This is a genomic window from Flavobacterium sasangense DSM 21067 (genome assembly GCF_000686885.1).
GTDB lineage: Bacteria > Bacteroidota > Bacteroidia > Flavobacteriales > Flavobacteriaceae > Flavobacterium > Flavobacterium sasangense.
In genome coordinates this window covers 39,009-57,834 of record NZ_JMLU01000002.1, presented here as the reverse complement: position 1 = coordinate 57,834, position 18,826 = coordinate 39,009, and the positions used below count along the sequence as shown (strand labels likewise).

General features: G+C 32.2%; 16 protein-coding genes. 3 read left to right on the top strand and 13 right to left on the bottom strand.

The window, feature by feature from the left end; translation table 11 throughout:
* Window positions 1–38 precede the first annotated feature (38 nt).
* Window positions 39–1,070: a hypothetical protein gene (locus tag BP92_RS0102235; RefSeq protein WP_026724552.1), complete on the bottom strand. Its 1,032-nt coding sequence runs from the start codon at window positions 1,068–1,070 to the stop codon at window positions 39–41.
* A 176-nt stretch (window positions 1,071–1,246) separates the two neighbouring features.
* On the opposite strand from BP92_RS0102235, the gene BP92_RS0102230 reads away from it, so the two are divergent.
* The 3 genes from BP92_RS0102230 to BP92_RS0102220 are packed head-to-tail and all read left to right on the top strand — an operon-like array spanning window position 1,247 to window position 5,253.
* Window positions 1,247–1,762, top strand: coding sequence for an RNA polymerase sigma factor (locus BP92_RS0102230; protein WP_026724551.1), 516 nt, complete (start codon window positions 1,247–1,249; stop codon window positions 1,760–1,762).
* A gap of 44 nt (window positions 1,763–1,806) precedes the next feature.
* Entirely contained in the window at window positions 1,807–2,706 is a 900-nt protein-coding gene (locus BP92_RS0102225) for a FecR family protein (RefSeq protein WP_026724550.1), read from the top strand.
* A gap of 24 nt (window positions 2,707–2,730) precedes the next feature.
* Entirely contained in the window at window positions 2,731–5,253 is a 2,523-nt protein-coding gene (locus BP92_RS0102220) for a TonB-dependent receptor (protein ID WP_160169109.1), read from the top strand.
* A gap of 32 nt (window positions 5,254–5,285) precedes the next feature.
* Here the strand turns inward: BP92_RS0102220 and BP92_RS0102215 are convergent, their stop codons facing one another.
* The 12 genes from BP92_RS0102215 to BP92_RS0102160 form a co-directional block, all read right to left on the bottom strand.
* On the bottom strand, window positions 5,286–5,474 hold the full coding sequence (locus BP92_RS0102215; RefSeq protein WP_026724548.1) for a YgaP family membrane protein: 189 nt from the start codon (window positions 5,472–5,474) through the stop codon (window positions 5,286–5,288).
* 11 nt (window positions 5,475–5,485) lie between these two features.
* On the bottom strand, window positions 5,486–5,791 hold the full coding sequence (locus tag BP92_RS0102210; protein ID WP_026724547.1) for a hypothetical protein: 306 nt from the start codon (window positions 5,789–5,791) through the stop codon (window positions 5,486–5,488).
* Between the two features lie 30 nt (window positions 5,792–5,821).
* Window positions 5,822–9,019, bottom strand: a complete 3,198-nt coding sequence (locus BP92_RS0102205; RefSeq protein ID WP_026724546.1) for an efflux RND transporter permease subunit — start codon at window positions 9,017–9,019, stop codon at window positions 5,822–5,824.
* Between the two features lie 33 nt (window positions 9,020–9,052).
* Window positions 9,053–10,135: an efflux RND transporter periplasmic adaptor subunit gene (locus BP92_RS0102200; protein ID WP_026724545.1), complete on the bottom strand. Its 1,083-nt coding sequence runs from the start codon at window positions 10,133–10,135 to the stop codon at window positions 9,053–9,055.
* A 4-nt stretch (window positions 10,136–10,139) separates the two neighbouring features.
* Window positions 10,140–11,447, bottom strand: a complete 1,308-nt coding sequence (locus tag BP92_RS0102195) for a TolC family protein (protein ID WP_026724544.1) — start codon at window positions 11,445–11,447, stop codon at window positions 10,140–10,142.
* A gap of 275 nt (window positions 11,448–11,722) precedes the next feature.
* Window positions 11,723–11,929 (bottom strand): hypothetical protein, encoded by a 207-nt coding sequence (locus BP92_RS0102190; RefSeq protein ID WP_026724543.1) that lies wholly within the window; start codon window positions 11,927–11,929, stop codon window positions 11,723–11,725.
* Window positions 11,930–12,038: 109 nt separating this feature from the next.
* Window positions 12,039–13,637 (bottom strand): hypothetical protein, encoded by a 1,599-nt coding sequence (locus tag BP92_RS0102185; protein ID WP_026724542.1) that lies wholly within the window; start codon window positions 13,635–13,637, stop codon window positions 12,039–12,041.
* 61 nt (window positions 13,638–13,698) lie between these two features.
* A complete protein-coding gene (locus tag BP92_RS15650; RefSeq protein WP_026724541.1) occupies window positions 13,699–14,022 on the bottom strand; it encodes a hypothetical protein in 324 nt (107 codons plus the stop codon).
* 55 nt (window positions 14,023–14,077) lie between these two features.
* On the bottom strand, window positions 14,078–14,281 hold the full coding sequence (locus BP92_RS0102175; RefSeq protein ID WP_026724540.1) for a DUF6132 family protein: 204 nt from the start codon (window positions 14,279–14,281) through the stop codon (window positions 14,078–14,080).
* Window positions 14,282–14,339: 58 nt separating this feature from the next.
* The gene (locus tag BP92_RS0102170) at window positions 14,340–15,854 is read right to left on the bottom strand and encodes an MBOAT family O-acyltransferase (RefSeq protein WP_084329622.1); all 1,515 of its coding nucleotides are present in this window, start codon (window positions 15,852–15,854) and stop codon (window positions 14,340–14,342) included.
* Window positions 15,854–17,278 (bottom strand): GDSL-type esterase/lipase family protein, encoded by a 1,425-nt coding sequence (locus tag BP92_RS0102165; protein WP_026724538.1) that lies wholly within the window; start codon window positions 17,276–17,278, stop codon window positions 15,854–15,856. Before BP92_RS0102165 ends, BP92_RS0102170 begins: the two co-directional genes overlap by 1 nt.
* The gene (locus BP92_RS0102160) at window positions 17,268–18,719 is read right to left on the bottom strand and encodes an SGNH/GDSL hydrolase family protein (RefSeq protein ID WP_026724537.1); all 1,452 of its coding nucleotides are present in this window, start codon (window positions 18,717–18,719) and stop codon (window positions 17,268–17,270) included. Before BP92_RS0102160 ends, BP92_RS0102165 begins: the two co-directional genes overlap by 11 nt.
* Between the last annotated feature and the right edge of the window lie 107 nt (window positions 18,720–18,826).

Genomic DNA, 18,826 nt, shown 5'->3' with positions numbered 1-18,826 from the left:
AATTTTAAATTTATTTGTATTTGTTTTTAAAAATATTATTAATTTTTTGTTAGATATAAATAATCAGTAGTTCCATCACCACCACTTACATCTTTTAGTCGAATTTGAGTTGATGTAAATTCAATTACTTCCCAGTCATCTTCTAATTCATCTAATGTAATGCCATCAAAAGAAAAGGCTACTTTTTCATCTCCACTATCCATGTAATTTGACCAAGTTCCGTTTAATGAAATTGCGTTTTTTACTGCTAATGAAGTTCCGTTTACATTAAATGTAAAATTATAGCCTGCATAATCTGAAGTTTCATCCGTATCATCAAAGAAATAAGATACGTACCAAGTTCCACTACTTAAAATTGCAGAAAGATTAGCATTTCCTCCTCCCGATGGAGAATCATCACAATCATCAATTGAATCTTCAATAACATCTTCTAATTGATTGTTATTCGTAATTGTGATAGTTTGTCCATTAGAGTTTACTAAAGAAATTGGATATTGAATAGCAACATATTCGTTGTCTTCTAAATTTTCCAGAAAATTATATAAATCTGTATTATTATTTAATGTAACTGTATCCGCCAATTGGTTATTAGCATTATAAACATTAATTACAATTGGAAAATTAAAACTAATACAATCTATTTCATCAAAACCGTCATCTTCACCACAAGCATCAATTGCATCATCTAAATCGTCAGAATCTTGCAATACTTGAGTTGAAAAATTTTGATATTGAATTGTTATTGGGTAAACAAAATTTACGATATCATCATCATTTGAAAAAGCATTAATAGCATCTTGAACCGTTTGATAATCTGCTTGTGTGGCAACCACAATATTTTGACCATTTACAATAACTGTGGCAGGCAATACAACGCTAAAACAGCTTGAATTATCCATCACATTATCCCCAGAAGTAGGATTTTGAGTAACTCTAGTTAACAAAGTGGTTAATGGTGAAGTATTCGTTAAATTTTGATTTGCATCTTGAATTACTTCATTTTCTTCACTTTGACAAGACATTAAAAGCAAACCTACTAAGCTTAAATTTAAAAAATGTTTTAGTTTCATGATTAATTTTTTTTTGGGTTTATAATGGTAAAACAATTCAAATTAATTATACCCTACCTAATTTTTAAAAAAAATAATTAAAATCAAAAATGACTATATTTGTTTCAACTATATAACAATTCATTTTTATAAAACCCTTCCTAAGGTTTAATTAATTTTTAGCAATTTATTCAAAGATGCCTGAAAATAATACAATTTGCCAAGAAAACATTTTTTCAACTTTTTTTAAAAGCCATGCAAAAGGATTACGAAATTATCTTTACTACAAATTTGGCAATACAGAACAGGCTGAAGATGCCACACAAGAAGCTTTTATAAAACTGTGGCAGAATTGTAAAGATGTCCCAATTGAAAAAGCTAAATCTTACATTTACACGATTGCAACTAACAATTCTTTAAATGCAATTGCACATAATAAAGTAGTTCTTACCTATGAAAAAAACAATACTTTAATAGATAGAACCAACGAAAACCCAGAACATATATTAGAACAAGAACAATTTGAATCTAAACTATTAAAAGCTATTAATAATATAAATGAAACGCAAAGAATAGCTTTTTTAATGCATCGAATTGATAGTAAAAAATATGCCGAAATTGCCTCTGAATTAAACATTAGTGTAAAAGCTGTTGAAAAACGTATTCACTTGGCTATGATAGAACTAAAAAAAGAAATAGAAAATTTTAAGTAGGGTAAAAAACAATATACTTGTTACATTATTGTAATACGAAAATTATGGACGAAGATTACAAATTAGCCAAATGGCTTAATAACGAATTAACCGCTGAAGAATTAGCCGAATTTAAACAAAATCCGGACTTTGCTTTGTATGAAAAAATCAAAGAAAATTCAGCACGCTTAAAAACTCCAGCATTTGACCAAGATAAAATGTTGAGTAACGTTGTTGCTACTAAAAAAGCAACAAAAGTTGTGAAACTTCAACAAAATTGGTTTACTCGTGTTGCGGCGGTATTAGTTATTGCTTTGGGATTAAGTTTTTTTGTTGTTAATAGTTTTAAAGAAAAATATTACGGTACTGAACTTACACAATCTGTAAGTTTACCAGATAATTCAGAAGTTATAGTGAATAAAAATTCATATATTGAATACAAAACTTTCTTCTGGAAACACAACAGAACAATTGACTTAAAAGGTGAAGCTTATTTTAAAGTGGCAAAAGGAAAAACATTTGAAGTCAACACGAATTTAGGAAAAGTGACCGTTTTAGGGACACAATTCAATGTAAACTCAAAAGACAATACCTTTGAAGTAACTTGCTACGAAGGAAAAGTAAAAGTAAACTACAAAAATCACGAACTTATCCTAACAAAAAGCATGTTAGTTACTTTTGAAAATGATTCTAAAAAAGAAGGAAAAACAACATTATCAATGCCAAAATGGGCATCTGATAAAATGGAAATGAGTTTTACAAATCAAAACTTAAAAACTATTATTACTGATATTGAAAACACCTATAACGTTACAATTAAAACAAATACTATAGCAACAGAACAATTATTCACTGGAAAACTTCCAAGTAATAATTTAGATGTAGCCTTACAAATAATTGCCTCAACCTATCATTTACAAATAAACAAATCAAACGAAACAAGTTTTGAATTAGTAAAAAAGTAAATGAATTACAATCGTTTTTTAATAATGATATTTAGCTTATTTGTCATTGTCTTACCGCTTCGAGCACAAGACAATGGCAAGGCTATTTTATTGAAAAAAATATTAGAAAACATTGGCAAAACTCACGAAGTAAATTTTAATTTTATTGAAGAAGAAATTGCGTTTTTTAAATTAATTCCTCCTTCGAATTCATTAACTCTTCAAGAAAAACTGAACTATATTTCTGAAAAAACACAATTAAAATTTGAATTTATTTCTGAAAAATACATCTCAGTAATCAACAATCAAAAACTTGACAAACCTTTGTGTGGTTATCTTTTGGATAAAGAAACGAAAGAACCCATACAAAATGCAACACTTCTAGTTTCTGGAACAAACTCTTATGCCATTACAAACGAAATTGGGTTTTTTGAACTTAAAACAAAATCTGCGAATACCATAGAAATTTCGCATTTGAATTATAAATCAGAAATCATTCAATCTTCATTTTTATATGTAGAAAATTGTCCAACAATCTACTTAAAAAGCATAATTAATGATTTAGAACCTGTTGTAACCACCTTATATTTAACCAAAGGAATCAGTAAAAAAAGAGATGGCACTTACGAAGTAAAACCAAAAAAAATTGGCCTTCTTCCCGGTTTAACAGAACCCGATGTATTTCAAACTATGCAGCAAATTCCCGGAATTCATGCTACCGATGAAAGCATTTCAAATACAAGTGTAAGAGGCGGAACACACGACCAAAATTTATTTCTTTGGAACGGCATTAGATTATATCAAACAGGGCATTTTTTTGGATTAATTTCTTCTTTAAATCCCAATTTAGCACACAAAATTAATATTGCTAAAAACGGAACTTCTGCATTTTATGGCGATGGAGTTTCAAGTTCGGTCTTAATTTCAACACATACAGATTCTATAGAAAACACAACTGGAGCTGTAGGTTTTAACCTAATTAACGCTGATTTTTATACGAAAGTAAAAACTTCTAAGAAATCAAATATTGAAATTAGCGGAAGACGATCGTATACAGATTTAATCACTTCGCCAACTTATAAAAGTTATTTCAATAAAATATTTCAAAACACTATTGTAACCAATTACTTTGACAATCAAAACATTAAATACAACTCAAAAGAAGATTTCTATTTTTACGATTTTACAGCACAATACCATCAAAAAATAAAGCAAAAAACCGATTTATTTATTGATATTCTAAGTATTAGTAATGTTTTAGATGTGTTACAAACTAAAACAGAAAATAGCATTACAACTTCAAAATACAGTTGCTTAGAACAACAAACTTATGGAGCAAATGCATTGTTAAAAACAAATTGGAATGCAAAAAATAGAAGCGAAATATCAATTTACGCCTCCTATTACAATATTAAATCTGAAAATGAATCAATTGAAAATAATCAGATATTTAATCAAGAAAACACCATTTTAGATACGGGTATAAAATTACAAAATAGTCATATCTTATCTGACAATTTTACCTTTATGAATGGGTATCAATTTAATGAAATTGGAGTTCGAAATGTGGATATTGTAAATACGCCTGTTTTTTCTAGAAAAATCAAAGAAGTTTTAAAAAATCATGCACTAATTGCCGAACTTAACTATTTTTCAGTTAACACTAAATTTAATGGTCGAATTGGTTTCAGACAAAACTATATTCAAGAATTCTCTACTTTTATTTTTGAACCGCGAATTCAGTTAAATTATAAATTCACTCCGTTTTTCCAATTGGAAATTATGGGTGAAAGCAAACATCAAACTACATCACAAATTGTTGATTTACAACAAGATTTTTTAGGCATAGAAAAACGAAGATGGACTTTATCTAACAATGAAGACATTCCAATTGTGAAAAGTAATCAAGCGTCATTAGGATTCTCTTTCAATAAAAACAATTGGTTGCTAACTTTAGAAAATTTCTATAAAAAAGTAGATGGAATTACCAGTATGAGTCAAGGTTTTCAAAACCAATATGAATTTGTAAAAACCAATGGAAATTTCACGGTTTATGGAACAGAATTTTTAATTCAAAAACAATTCAAACCCATTACAACATGGGTAAGTTATACTTTTCAAGAAAATAATTATGAATTTAAAACATTGAATGCAAAAGCATTTCCTAATAATTTTGAAATTAAGCATCACATAAAATCTGCTATTATTTCAGATTTTAAAAACATTAAACTAGCCATTGGTGCTCAGTGGTTTACAGGAAAACCAACAACTTTACCAATAAGCACAACCCCCATCTACACTGACCCAGAAACACCAACTGTTGGTTATCAAGCGCCAAATTCATCTAATTTAGAAGACTATTTTCAAGTGAATTTTTCAGGTTCTTATGCATTTGCTATTGGTACAAAATCAAAACTAAATTTTGGTTTTTCAGTTCAAAATATATTGAATAATAAAACCAGTATCAATCAACATTATCGCATAAACAACAATACAAATATTGTGGAACAGGTAAATACTTTTTCATTAGAAAGAACACCAAATGCCTTTTTAAGATTTACTTTCTAATAAAAAGTCAGGCTTTCACCTGACTTACTATCTTAATCTTGAATCTTAAATACTTTTCTCAAAATATCTTCCATTAAACACCATTTGGTAAAGGATGATTGAAGCAAATTGGCTCCTACAAAAAGGGTAAACCAATACCAATTTTCATTTACATACATTCCTAAAAGAACACTTAAAATAATAAAGGTTCCTGCCACTGCTCTAACAATTCTATTGATCATAATTTTTGATTTTAATTATATTTTTCTACCGATAAAACGGCTAAATGAACTTTTGATATGGATTCAAGTTTTTTATTAAATGCAGCTACTTCTTCGAATAAAGCATCTAAATTTTGTTGTAAAATGAAGGCGTAAAACAGTACCGAATCGGTTTCATTCATTTCAGAACCAAACCAATTATCTTCTACACTTTCTTCTGAAGCATCTCTAAAACCTTTTACATCGCGGTACGAATAGGATTTTACTTTTGCTTCTTTTAGCATTTTTTTGACTTCTTTTTCAAATTCTGCTATAGCGGTGATTAATACTAATTTCATATTTTTTATTTAAACCTGACAGGTTGTTATTTAATTGTTTTTCTCCCATTTTTTACGTTCTGTAATGTAGTAAATCAAAGGCACCACGATTAATGTCAACAATGTTGAAACAATCGCTCCTGCTACTAACGAAATGGCTAATCCTTGGAAAATTGGGTCAAACAAAATGATTGATGCTCCGATTACTACTGCTCCTGTTGTTAATAAAATTGGGGTGGTTCTCACAGCTCCAGCTTCAATAATAGCTTGTTTCATTGGAATTCCATCGTTCAAACGAATTTCGATAAAGTCAATTAGCAAGACCGAATTTCGTACCATAACTCCGGCTAAGGCAATCATTCCAATGAATGAAGTAGCTGTAAAGAAAGCACCTAAAACCCAGTGACCTAATACAATTCCCACCAAAGAAAGTGGAATCGCAACCATCATTACTAAAGGCGTTTTGAAGTTTTGGAACCAACCTACAATCAACATGTAAATCACGATAATTACCACTAAGAAAGCTGCACCTAAATCACGGAACACTTCTAAAGTAATTTGCCATTCTCCATCCCATTTTACAGTGAAATCACTTTCGTCTGAAGGAGAATCCATATACAATTCGTTTACTTTATATCCTTTTGGTAATTGCATTTTTTCCAACTTCTCATTCATTCCCAAAATCGCATACACCGGACTTTCTAATGCTCCCGCCATATCAGCTAAAACATAAACTACACGTTTTTGATCTTTTCTATAAATGGTATTTTGAAGTGTATCTGTAGTAACTTTTACTAAATCACTAACAGGAACTACATTTCCACGACTGCCTTTAATTTTCAAATTTTGAATATCTTGCATCGAAGTTTTGTCTTTGTCCGCTAAGGATAGTGTGATTCCCACAGGATTATTTGAACGTTCATCATACAAGTTGGAAACTGGCATTTCTCTTAACAAATAAGTTAAATTACCTACTACTTGTTGCGGAGCGATTCCATTTAACATCGCTTTTTCTCTATCTACCTCTAATTTATATTCTACTTGAGGTGCTTCCACCATCCAATCGGTATCTACCACATCAGAAGTAGTTTCTAAAATGGTTTTTACTTGATTCGCAACTTTGATTTGTTCTTCATAATTAGGTCCGTAAACCTCAGCCACTAACGTTGATAAAACGGGTGGCCCTGGTGGAACTTCAACAATTTTTACATTCGCACCGTATTTTTTAGCAATTTTTTGTACTTCTGGACGCACTACTTTTGCGATATCGTGACTTTGTAAATCTCTATCTTCTTTGTGCAGTAAATTCACTTGAATATCCGCCATATTGCTTCCGCCACGCATATCGTAATGACGTACCAAACCATTAAAGGTTATTGGAGCAGATGCACCTATATAATTTTGATAATCCACTACCTCAGGAACAGTTGAAAGATATTGCGCAATTTCTTTGGTAACCGCTGCAGTTCGTTCTAACGTAGTTCCTTCTGGCATATCGATTACGACTTGGAATTCGTTTTTGTTATCAAAAGGCAACATTTTTACCGCAACTGATTTCGTAAAAAACATCAAAACCGAACCGATTAACAAAACACCTGTAACCAAAAACATTAGATTACGTTTTTTAGAATTGTCTAAAAGTGGTTGTTCAATTTTTTTATAGATTTTATAAATCCAAGACGTTTCTAAACCTTGTTCTTCTTTGTGTTCTTGCTCGTCTTTTTCATGTAATAAATGGTAGCCCAAATAAGGTGTAACAGTCAAAGCTACAAACAACGATAATATCATCGCAATCGAAGCTCCAATCGGCATCGGACTCATATAAGGTCCCATCATTCCGGATACAAAAGCCATTGGTAAAATAGCTGCAATCACGGTAAATGTTGCTAAAATCGTTGGATTACCTACTTCGTTAATCGCATAAATAGCGGCTTGTTTAAAAGGCAGTCGCTTCATTTTGAAATGGCGGTGCATGTTTTCGGCAATAATAATACTGTCGTCAACCACAATACCAACTACGAATACTAAAGCAAAAAGAGTAATTCGGTTTAGGGTATATCCCAATAAATAGTAACTAAATAAAGTCAAAGCAAACGTTAATGGAACTGAGAAGAAAACTACTAATCCACCTCGCCAACCCATGGCTAACATTACCAAAACCGTTACTGCAATAATAGCAACACCTAAGTGCAACAACAACTCTCCTACTTTGTGCGAAGCGGTTTCTCCGTAATTACGAGTTACTTCTACATGCACATCGGCAGGAATAATATTTTTCTTTAAGCTTTCAACTTTAGTAATGATTTTCTCTGAAATCTGCATCGCATCGGCACCTTTTACTTTCGCTACCGAAATAGTTACAGCCGGATATTCTGAGTTGAATTTTGAGAATTTCTCATTCGCTTTCCCGTAACCAAAAGACACATAATTCTTTGGTGTTTGAGGTCCATCTTGAATCGAAGCTACTTGTTTTAAGTAAACAGGCATGTTGTTATTTACACCTACTACCAAGTTTTCTACATCTTCTGAAGTGGCTAAAAACTTACCAGTAGTTACTAAATACTCCGTATCGTTTTGTACAAAACTTCCCGATTGTGAACTACCATTATTGGCTTGAATCATTTGCATAATGCTCAACGCATCAACACCATTTTCAGCCATTTTATCTTTGTCTAAAACTACTTTTAGTTCGCGAGTTCTTCCACCAATTTCTTTCGTAATAGCAACGTCTTTTACTTTTTCTACTTCCGAAGTAACTTCTTCTGCGATTTGACGTAACTGAAAATCATCATATTTTTCACTCCAAAGCGTTAATCCTAACATCGGAACATCATCAATCGAACGTGTTTTTACGATGGGTTGCATCACGCCTTCTGGGAACATGGTGCGGTTTTTCATTAATTCGTCATATAATTTTACATACGAATCTTCGCTGTTCTCACCCACATAAAATTGGACCACCATCATCGAATAACCATTCATCGCCATACTGTGAATGTGCTCCACTCCTTTGATGTTGCCAATGATTTTTTCTAATGGTTTTACCACTCTATTTTCAATCTCAGACGGACTTGCGCCAGGATACATGACCATAACATCGGCCATAGGAACGTTAATTTGCGGTTCTTCTTCCCTTGGAATTAAGAACGAACTATAAGTACCAATAATCATCAACGCCACCATTAATAAAATGGTTAATTTTGAGTTGATAAAGAAATTGGCTATTTTACCTGATATACCTTCTTGCATTGTTTTTAAGTTTAAATGTTTATAGCATTCTTTTTACTGAACACTAACCTTCGCTCCGTTGAATAATTTCCCTTCTGCTGAAACGATATATTGCTCGTCTGCTGATAATCCTGATAACACTTCTACTTGATTTCCGAATGTTTTTCCAATTCGTAACCATCTTAGAATAGCAACATTACCGCTTCCTACGGTGTAAATTCCAGTTAATTGACCTTGTTTTACCAAAGCACTTTCAGGAACTAGCACTACATCCGATTTTACAGCAGTTGTTGCTTTTTTAGCTGTTGGAAATTGCACGTTTACGAACATTCCAGATAAAATTTCTTTATCCATTTTGTCTAAAGTTACTTTTACCAAATATTGTCCTCCTGTATTTTTTGCGGATAAACTCACTTCCGAAACTTTTCCAGCTACTTCTTTATTTAATGATTTTACATTGATTTTAACTGGCATTCCGTTTTTCACATTCGAAATATCACTTTCCGAAACCATTGCGGTTACTTGTAATCTTGAAGCACCTTCAATACTTACTAAAGGCATCCCTGGATTTGCCATATCACCTTCTTTTACGAAAGTATTCGTTACTGTTCCTGAAAATGGAGCTGTAATATTTGAATAAGAGAATTGTGCCATCACTTCGTTACGCATTTGTTTTGCCGCTTCTAAACCTGCTTTTGCCATTTCGTAGCGAGCCGTCATATCGTCTAATTCTTTTTGAGAAGCCGATTGTTGCGCAAATAAATTCACAAAACGATCATAATCTTTTTTCGCATTGTTGTACGCTGCAGTCGCTTGCGTGATAGAAGCATCCACCTGTGCTTTTTTAGCTTGTAAATCGGTGTTATTGATGCTTACCAAAAGTTGTCCAGCCGAAACATTTTGTCCCACTTTCACATTCACTTTGGTTACATAACCCATCATTCTAGTACTTAAATTAGCACTATTTTCAGATTCAATTTTTCCACTTGCCATTACATATGGACTATTAGAATTTCCAGAATTTCCAGCCACTTTTACTGGAATTGCAGGTAAATCAGCTACATTTTCTTTTTTATCACTTCCACAAGAAGTTAAGATTAGTGAAGACAAAGTGATTATAGTTATTATCTTTTTCATGTTGTTATTTCGTTAAAAATTGTAAGTATTGTTTGGTAAAGTTATATTCGAAAACGGCTTGCAAATGCTCTAATTCTTTTTGGGCCATTTGGGTTTCCGACAGTAATAAATCGGTTGTTTTTTCTAAACCTTGAGTGAATCTATTTTGACGAATTCTAAAAGCTTCTTGCGATTGTTCAAAAGCCAATTGTGATAAGTTCACTTTGTTTTCCGCATCAAGCAATTGACGATTGGTTTTATTCAATTCTAACTGACTTTGTTTTTTGTATTGTTCGGTTTCAATTTCAGCTTTTTCAAAATCTGCTTTTGCTTTTTGCGTTTTTCCGATGTTTTTATAGCCATCAAAAACATTCCATGATAATTGTGCTCCTACTACATATCCTTTAGCTGAAGTTCCGAAAATGTTTTGGTCATATAATTCGTAACTTCCAAAAGCATTTAATCTAGGTAAGAATCCGAATTTAGACGATTGAAACATTTTTTGATACGCTTCTGCAGATTTTTGCATCGCTTGAATATCCTTTCTGGAATCAGAAATTGTTGTATTGATACTTTCGATGGCAATTGCATTATCTAAAACTTCAACTGGTTTATAGGTTTTCCCAGCCAAATCTTCGTTCAATAAAAAGGCTAAATAATCCGAAGCATTTTGCACATTTGATTTGGCATATTGCAATTGATTTGAAATTTCATTCACACGAACTTGTACGTTTAGCAAATCGGTTTTTTGTAGCATTCCGTTTTTGAAATAGTTTTCTACCAATTTTAAATTGCCTTGTGCTGTCGCATTTGCCTTTTCTAAAACTTTCACTGCTTTATAAGCCAATTGCAATTGCATATAGGCTTTTGAAACTTCCAGTACCAAATATTCTTTAGTACGTTCTGTTTGTAATTGAAAGGCATCCATTTTTGCTTTAGCGGCTTGTCTTCCGTATAAACCATCTAAGTTGATAAGTGGTTGTTGGACTTCTATTTTGGTGGCAAAATTTTGCGTTTTATCAGGATTATTTAATAATGCCGGATTAAAATCGGAAGCGGTTAAAATTTCTTGATTTAATTTCGAACCAAAAGCCATTAATGGATTGGTTGTGACTATTCCTGTATGCGAAACATTAATATTGGGCAAAAAGAGTGCATTCGATTGACGATAATCCGCTTTTGCAGACTGAAATGATTTTTCTGCCACTTTAATTTGTAGATTATTTTCAGTGACTTTCTGTAATAAATCATTTTTTGAAATCCTCAAAGTATCTTGCGCAAGAGCAGAAATAGACACCAATCCAAGTACGATTATTAAATTGATTTTTTTCATAGTTAGTTTTATTCTTAATTAACGATACAAATGTACGTTCGTAAAAAAAGGTAGTCGGTAACAAGAGTTACAAAGCTTTGCAATATTTGTTACATATGAAAAGAGCACCTATACAGATGCTCTTTTACTAACCAATAAAACTAAAAACAGTCATTAATTTCTCAATGAATTGTTTCTCAAAATTATGCCTTTTCAAAAACCCAATCAGCAACATTTGTTACATAAAAAAACGCCCCGAAATAATCGAGGCGTCTTTATAAATATTTAGTATAAAACTATTCAGCTTTTTTCTCAGCAGCTTTTTTAGAAGAACAACATCCTCCTGATTTAGCTTCTGAACCACAAGATTTTTTGTCAGCAGTTGAACAAGATTTTTCAGTTTTTGCTGTTTCTTTTTTTGCTTTTTGTTTTGGCTCTTGAGCATTAACATTCATTGAAAACATAAAAGCAGCTACTGCCATAATTGAAACTAATTTTTTCATTTTTTTGTATTTTTAAATTGTTATTTATTCTTTTTTGTTTGTATTGTACCATTACAAATATATATAATTTTAAAAATAGTACTCTTAATTTTTTATTAATTTAACAGTATTACTGTTTTATCACTTTTTGAGACACATAAAATTTGTCGTCAAAAATGAAAGTAATAATTACGAACTCAGTTTTAGCAGAGGCCAAACTAAAGTTCATAGCATTTGTTCCTGCTTTCACATCTTCGATTTCTCCTTCTTCTGCAATTTTACCATCTAAAGTAGTTAGAATATAATTTACTTTAGCCGAATAAGGCATATCAAATTGAATTCTTACAGAATCATTTGACGTTGGATTAGGTGAAACCGTGAATGAAAACGGATTTTTACCATCAATTTGAGGCGAACTCAACAACGGATTTTTAACTAATTTAACTTGGTAAACCGTTGGATCGGCACTAGTCAAACTGGTTTGGTTGTCCGTAAAAGCTGATATTGAAGAACTTTGAATCCCGCCAAATAAATGTCCGATTACAAATTCATCCGCAGTAATATTCGACAATTGAATTACTTCATTTGAATAATGCGGCAAACTCTCATTTGGGATGAATTCAGCACCAGCTCCTTTTAAATTAGTCATCTCGATAGGTAATTGATATTCGAATAAACTTCCATCGGCTAAACGTGTTGTTCTACTAATAGTTTTCACAAAGGGTACGGTATCATCTTGTAATAAAGTACCATTCGAATAATAGTACTGACTCATACCTCCAAAAAACAAATTATGCATTCTGTTATTGGTAGCATCATACAAACATGCTTTTCCGCTGTGATAATTACTCAAATATTGATTGAATTGCGTCTGTGGAAAATAACCTCCTGCTTTAATATCAACTGGATATAAAAACGGTAATTCCACCGCAATTTGAAATACGCCTGACGAAATCGTGTAACCTAATTCTCCATTAGGAAATATTTGAGGCAACAAATTATAATCGCGACGGTGTAAATGAACCGCATCCACAATTTCTTCATAATTGGCATAACTCAAAGAACTTCCCGAGTTATCAATCGTAAATTTTTGGATGGCATTTGAATAGGTTTGTGTAAACGTTGGATTGTTCATCGGATTGTATCGACCATCAAAACGATGTCCGCCCACCAAATAAAATGTATTTCCAATTTTACCCAATTGTCCTCCCGTAATCGCAAAAACATCATTGGAAATTTGCTTGAAATAGGATGTAATTGGAGTTCCCGCCACAATTGCATTTACCAAATTAGGCACATCAACCGAAGTCAAATTATTGAAGGTTTTATGATCGGCAGCTGTTGTTGAAAAAGCATATCCTCCAATAATAAACAAAGCATCACCATCTTGATAAAAATTCATATTCGTAGATTGCAATTGCTCTTTAATTCCTGTTGGAAGTGAATTCACAGAAGCCGACCAAGATTGCTGCGTTGCAATATCTACCACATACATATCCGTATTATTTTGAGCTCCTGGAAAAGCATTAAAAGGCTGACGTGCGTGAACACCATCTTTTCTACCGCCAATAATAAGCCATTTTCCGTTGTGTTGTGCAAAAGCATAGGAATGCAATCCTGGTAGTCCTGAAACGGAAACCGGAGTTAACACCACATCATATTCGAATGTGCTTTGTGCTGTTGTTGACTGAAAAAAAGCCAACAAAAATACGATTAGTATATTTTTCATTTTATTCCATTATAAGTTAAGCTTGTGTAAAAACACAAACATAAAAATCAACTTTTCTAAGTTAAGAAATGGAAACCTTCGGCGGATGCCAAATGGAATGTTGGTATTTAGAAATAAAGATTTTCTCGTAGTTCGATTTTTCTTTTTCGATTTGAAATTCAGGGAAAGTAATTTCAGGTTTAAAATCCAATTCACTTACAAATTGAACAGGACTAAAGTTTAAACTCATGATGATTTTTCCTTTTTCACAACCTGAAGACTCAGAATCCGAATTATGACAAGTTTGTTCACAATTTTCACTTACCAACATTTTCATAGCTCTTACAGACGGCAAAGCCACCAAAAGCAACAGATAAACGCATAATATGTGAACTAAAAATTTCATTCAACAAATATATACAAACTTTAAAAACATTTGGTAACAATTGTTACACAAGAAATTAGGATTTCTTCTTTTTGAAAAAATCACCTATCATATTAAAGAATAATCCACCTAAAACGCCACCATATAAAGTACTATTTAAGGGTTTCGAAGTAATAGAACACGTTCCAGAAATGCAACCTACATAATGATAATAAACATAACCCGAAATTAATCCGACTACAACTCCTATAAGTGTAATTATGATTTCTCTTTTATTCATCTCGTTTTAAAAGAACAAAGTTACAATGCATACAAATGTAAAAGAGTAACAAAAGTTACTAAAACTGAAAATAAATAAATGGTTGCGTATCGGCTGAAGCGGTTGCATACACTACCCAATAAATCAATCCTAGTAAAACAGCTTTTGCAATCAATGGCAATGTCGAAAATGTTTTTTGCATACCAGCTAAAGTTTTCACTGGAATAAAATGCCAAATTACACCAATTGCAATTAGTAAAAAGACATTTTTATATCCTAAAATGATGGTTTGCCATTGATTTAAATCGAAAGTTAACTTGGTAACATTTTCTGCAATTTGAAATGCTGTTGCGAAATCTTTTGCTCTAAAAAACAACCAACAAAACACCACAAAATGGAAAGTCAAGATAACTTGAATCGTTCTTACAAATACATTCTTAGGTAATTTTATAAACTGTCCAAAGAATTTCTCTACTACTAAAGCCAATCCGTGTAAAACTCCCCAAACTACAAATTTCCAGGAAGCGCCGTGCCATAATCCTCCTAGCAACATGGTCATGAATAAGTTGAAATAAGTTCTGATTTTTCCTTTTCGATTTCCGCCCAACGAAATGTATAAATAATCTCGTAACCAACTCGAAAGCGAAATATGCCATCTTCTCCAAAACTCGGTAATAGAAGCCGATTGATATGGCGTTCTAAAGTTATCTGGCAACCAGAATCCCATTAATAAAGCTAATCCAATGGCAATATCTGAATATCCTGAGAAGTCGCAATAAATTTGGATAGCATAACCGTAAGATGCCATTAAATTTTCGAAGGCTGTATAACTATTTGGTGCATCAAAAACACGGTCGACAAAGTTGGATGAAATATAATCTGAAATTACCGCTTTCTTTAATAACCCTCCAATAATCAAGAATAAAGCGCGATTAAAATCTTCTTTCGTAAGTTTTAATTTCTCATAAATCTGAGGAATGAAATCACTCGCTCTAACGATTGGCCCAGCTACTAATTGCGGGAAAAATGAAACGAAAAACAAGAAATCCATGAAACTTTTCGTAGGCTCTAATTCTCTTCGGTAAACGTCAATCGTGTAACTTAAGGTTTGAAACGTGTAAAATGAAATTCCGACAGGAAGAATAATATCTTCAAACTTCATATTTCCGTTGAAAAGTGCGTTGTAATTATCGATGAAAAAATTCGTGTATTTGAAATACGCTAACATTCCAAGGTTAATTAACAAACTCAATATCATGTAAAATTTACGATATCCTTGCTTAGCTTCTTCATAAATTAATCGCGACAAAACATAATCGACTACCGAGGAAAAAATTAACAATCCAAAGTAAATTCCGCTTGATTTGTAATAGAAAAACAAAGAAAATAATACCACATAAGTAATACGGAAATAATGCGTTTTTCTTGATAAAATATAAATAATATAGAATACTAAAAAGAATCCTAAAAAAATGGCACTATTAAATAATAACGGCTGTTTTGGATTGAATAAAAACCAATTTTTAATGGTGGCTAAATCGATATTCCCTACATTTTCAAGAAACCAATTTTGTATGCTAAAAAGTGCTTTCACTACTGCTTTGTCGATTTAAATAATTCGTATGATTGTAAAAAGGCTTCAAAAAATAATTCGCCTTGTTTTTCGTATCCTGCTTTTGAATAATGGACTTTATCTCTTGACATGTAGCCTTTTGACGAATTGCGTTTTATAGATTTATTACCTCCAAAAACATCCAAAAGATTCCAAACCGCATAATTTTTCACTTGAGCATTATTTTCAATGATTTCTGCATACTTTTCAATAAAAGTATTTTTATATTTTCGATGTAAAACCGAAGGCGGCGAAGTCATCACCAAAACACAAGCTTGTGGATTTTTCTCTTTAATTCCCTGAATCATTTGGTCCAAATTCGCAAAATATTGTTCGCCAGATTGTTTATCAAAACTCTCATTCGTTCCCAACGAAATAATCACTAAATCTGGATTCAATACTGGCAATTGCTCATTAAACAATCGGAATTTATTATAATCAGAAGCTTTCGCCCCATTTACTCCTATACTGTGATAAATCACACCCGAATTATCATTTTCTAAAACCAATCCATTCAAAGCAAAATCTTCAATTTCTTGATTGGGAACAATCGCAATTTTATCCAAAGGCGTTTCCGAAATATAATCATTTGAAAATAACGAAGGTTGTAATTCAATTGGAATATATTCTGTTTTGGTTGTAGTTTTCGATTGTGTTCCTTTCGTTGGAATCGTCAAAACTTTCCCATCACGAATGATATCACTTTTTAATCCGTTTGCTTTTTTCAAAGCTTTTAAAGAAACGTTGTATTTATCAGCAATTCCTCCTAAAACTTCACCTGGCTTAACTTTATGTGTGATTTTTTTCGGAACTTTTCGTTCAATGACAATATTTTTATTAGAAATTGATACATCAAATAAATTGACATTCTGAGGCGTGATTACTTTCAATTTCGTGAAATAATATTGTGCATCTTTTACATTCATTTGAATCGCAAAATCTTTTGAAGTAGTTTCCATAGAAAAACCACTCAAGCCAACAGGACGATTAGCATCGGCATATAAATTTCTAAAACTTTGAAAATTTCCTGAAGCGGAATAACGAATCGGAGCGCTATTATTTGTCTTAGCTACGCTATACGGAAAAGTAAATCCAAAACCACCATTCCCATAGACTTTTTGAAACTGAGTACGGATTTTTGCAGTAAACAAATCGGCTTGAATATGCGAATCGCCAATATGAACAATGTTAATCTTTCCCGATTTACTTTGCTCTAATTGGTACATTTTTTCATAAAATGCCAAAAGTGCATTCGGATTATGAATATCATTTCCAGTGAAAGTAACTTCAATAGAATCGACAACAGGAAGATCTACCTCAACAGAATCTATTGGCACCAACAAAGTATCTTGAGCAAATCCAAAAAAAGAAATCCCAAATAAAAGCATCAAAAAACTATTCTTCATAAACCGAATCTTTATTGGTGATTATACTATCTTTTTTCACTGGTGCAGCAGGTTTTTTACGCTTTTTTCTCAATTCTTTATACATTTCATAGCCTTTATTTAATTGGGTAAAAATTAAATTAGCCGCTTCTTTTGCGCCTCTGTGATTGAAATGCGTGTAATCTTTATTGGCTCTTGCTGGCTCTTGTTCTACCCATTGAATCATAGAACCATCACCCCCCATTAATGTGTACATGTTTACAAAACTCGATTCTGATTTAATAGCATAACGCTTTTGAGCTGTATTCAACGGAACAACAGCAGAATCGGTTTTCATTTCTAAATCGTATTTAGTAGATTTATCAGCCGTTGAGACAATTAAAATTGCAACTCCTGGGAAACACTCTTTCAAATGCGCTACCACTTTTGCCATTCGTTTTTCGTACCAAGAATAATTCAACGAACCGTAATTCAACACGTTAGCACCATATTGCAAAACGATTAAATCGTAATCTAATTTCGAATGAAACGCACGCATAGTAGCAACATCAAAACTACCAATTGGTAATCCTGAGTTTCCTCTGTTCGAGAAATTATCTACATGAACGCCTTTTCCGTCATCAAAATTGAATCCGTAAATAGGAATAGAATCGGCTTTTTTGAAATTCACTTTGATGCTTTTCAAATTACTTTCAGAAAGTACAACTGTATTTACTAAAGCATTTGGAGTTAATTTTTTAGAAATAGTATCAGTACCAATAACATATTTAATTTTTCCTTCTTTATTGGATGAACGTCCATAAAATAAAGTTGGATGCGGTAATTCTGATGCAAATCTTGTTTTGTTTGCTTTGTATTTTACCCAAGCTACATTTGCTGTATCATTCGCATAAAACACATGACCATTCACTCCAAAAGGATTCGATGGGCGCTTTACTTTTAAATACGATTGGGTTTTCCAATTTCCTGAAAATTCATGTGTAATCGAACTTCTAGAAGCAGCTGATTCTGATGTAATATTCACAAAACCAACGCCTTGACCTCCGAATTTTTCTTGCAAATACGTTCTAAAATCTTTTACAATTAAGTCACCATCTGTCATCGAATCACCAAAATAGGCAATACGAACATTACCTTCTTTTTTAGTTTCCAATTGAAACAGTTTCTCGAAAAATGTCGCTAAGTATTGATTTCCAGTATATTCTTCGAATGTTTCTGGTGGAAATTTTATTCCATTCACAACTTTATAATCGATAATGGTTTTAGCCATTGAATCTTCGACGATTGCACCTTCGTCTTCGGCAATAGCTTCCAAAAGCAAACTATCGACTACTACATTTTTGGAATCTAATTTACTTTCGGCAAATAATTTCTTAGGCAAAAACGTTTTGAATGCCAAAAAAGACAATCCAGAAACGATTACCACGACTAAGGTTTGAAAAAAATATTTTGATGTGTTCACTTAATTTTATCTCTTATAACTGATTTACTATTTCAAAATTCGTTGTTCCAAGTTCGTTGTTCGATATTTAAACAAGGAATATACAACTTGGAATTGTGAATGTTGAA

Excerpts from the sequence above, each read along its gene's own strand:
- BP92_RS0102235 (WP_026724552.1), bottom strand. The coding sequence starts at position 1,070 with ATGAAACTAAAACATTTTTTAAATTTAAGCTTAGTAGGTTTGCTTTTA.
- BP92_RS0102230 (WP_026724551.1), top strand. The coding sequence starts at position 1,247 with ATGCCTGAAAATAATACAATTTGCCAAGAAAACATTTTTTCAACTTTT.
- BP92_RS0102225 (WP_026724550.1), top strand. The coding sequence starts at position 1,807 with ATGGACGAAGATTACAAATTAGCCAAATGGCTTAATAACGAATTAACC.
- BP92_RS0102220 (WP_160169109.1), top strand. The coding sequence starts at position 2,731 with ATGATATTTAGCTTATTTGTCATTGTCTTACCGCTTCGAGCACAAGAC.
- BP92_RS0102215 (WP_026724548.1), bottom strand. The coding sequence starts at position 5,474 with ATGATCAATAGAATTGTTAGAGCAGTGGCAGGAACCTTTATTATTTTA.
- BP92_RS0102210 (WP_026724547.1), bottom strand. The coding sequence starts at position 5,791 with ATGAAATTAGTATTAATCACCGCTATAGCAGAATTTGAAAAAGAAGTC.
- BP92_RS0102205 (WP_026724546.1), bottom strand. The coding sequence starts at position 9,019 with ATGCAAGAAGGTATATCAGGTAAAATAGCCAATTTCTTTATCAACTCA.
- BP92_RS0102200 (WP_026724545.1), bottom strand. The coding sequence starts at position 10,135 with ATGAAAAAGATAATAACTATAATCACTTTGTCTTCACTAATCTTAACT.
- BP92_RS0102195 (WP_026724544.1), bottom strand. The coding sequence starts at position 11,447 with ATGAAAAAAATCAATTTAATAATCGTACTTGGATTGGTGTCTATTTCT.
- BP92_RS0102190 (WP_026724543.1), bottom strand. The coding sequence starts at position 11,929 with ATGAAAAAATTAGTTTCAATTATGGCAGTAGCTGCTTTTATGTTTTCA.
- BP92_RS0102185 (WP_026724542.1), bottom strand. The coding sequence starts at position 13,637 with ATGAAAAATATACTAATCGTATTTTTGTTGGCTTTTTTTCAGTCAACA.
- BP92_RS15650 (WP_026724541.1), bottom strand. The coding sequence starts at position 14,022 with ATGAAATTTTTAGTTCACATATTATGCGTTTATCTGTTGCTTTTGGTG.
- BP92_RS0102175 (WP_026724540.1), bottom strand. The coding sequence starts at position 14,281 with ATGAATAAAAGAGAAATCATAATTACACTTATAGGAGTTGTAGTCGGA.
- BP92_RS0102165 (WP_026724538.1), bottom strand. The coding sequence starts at position 17,278 with ATGAAGAATAGTTTTTTGATGCTTTTATTTGGGATTTCTTTTTTTGGA.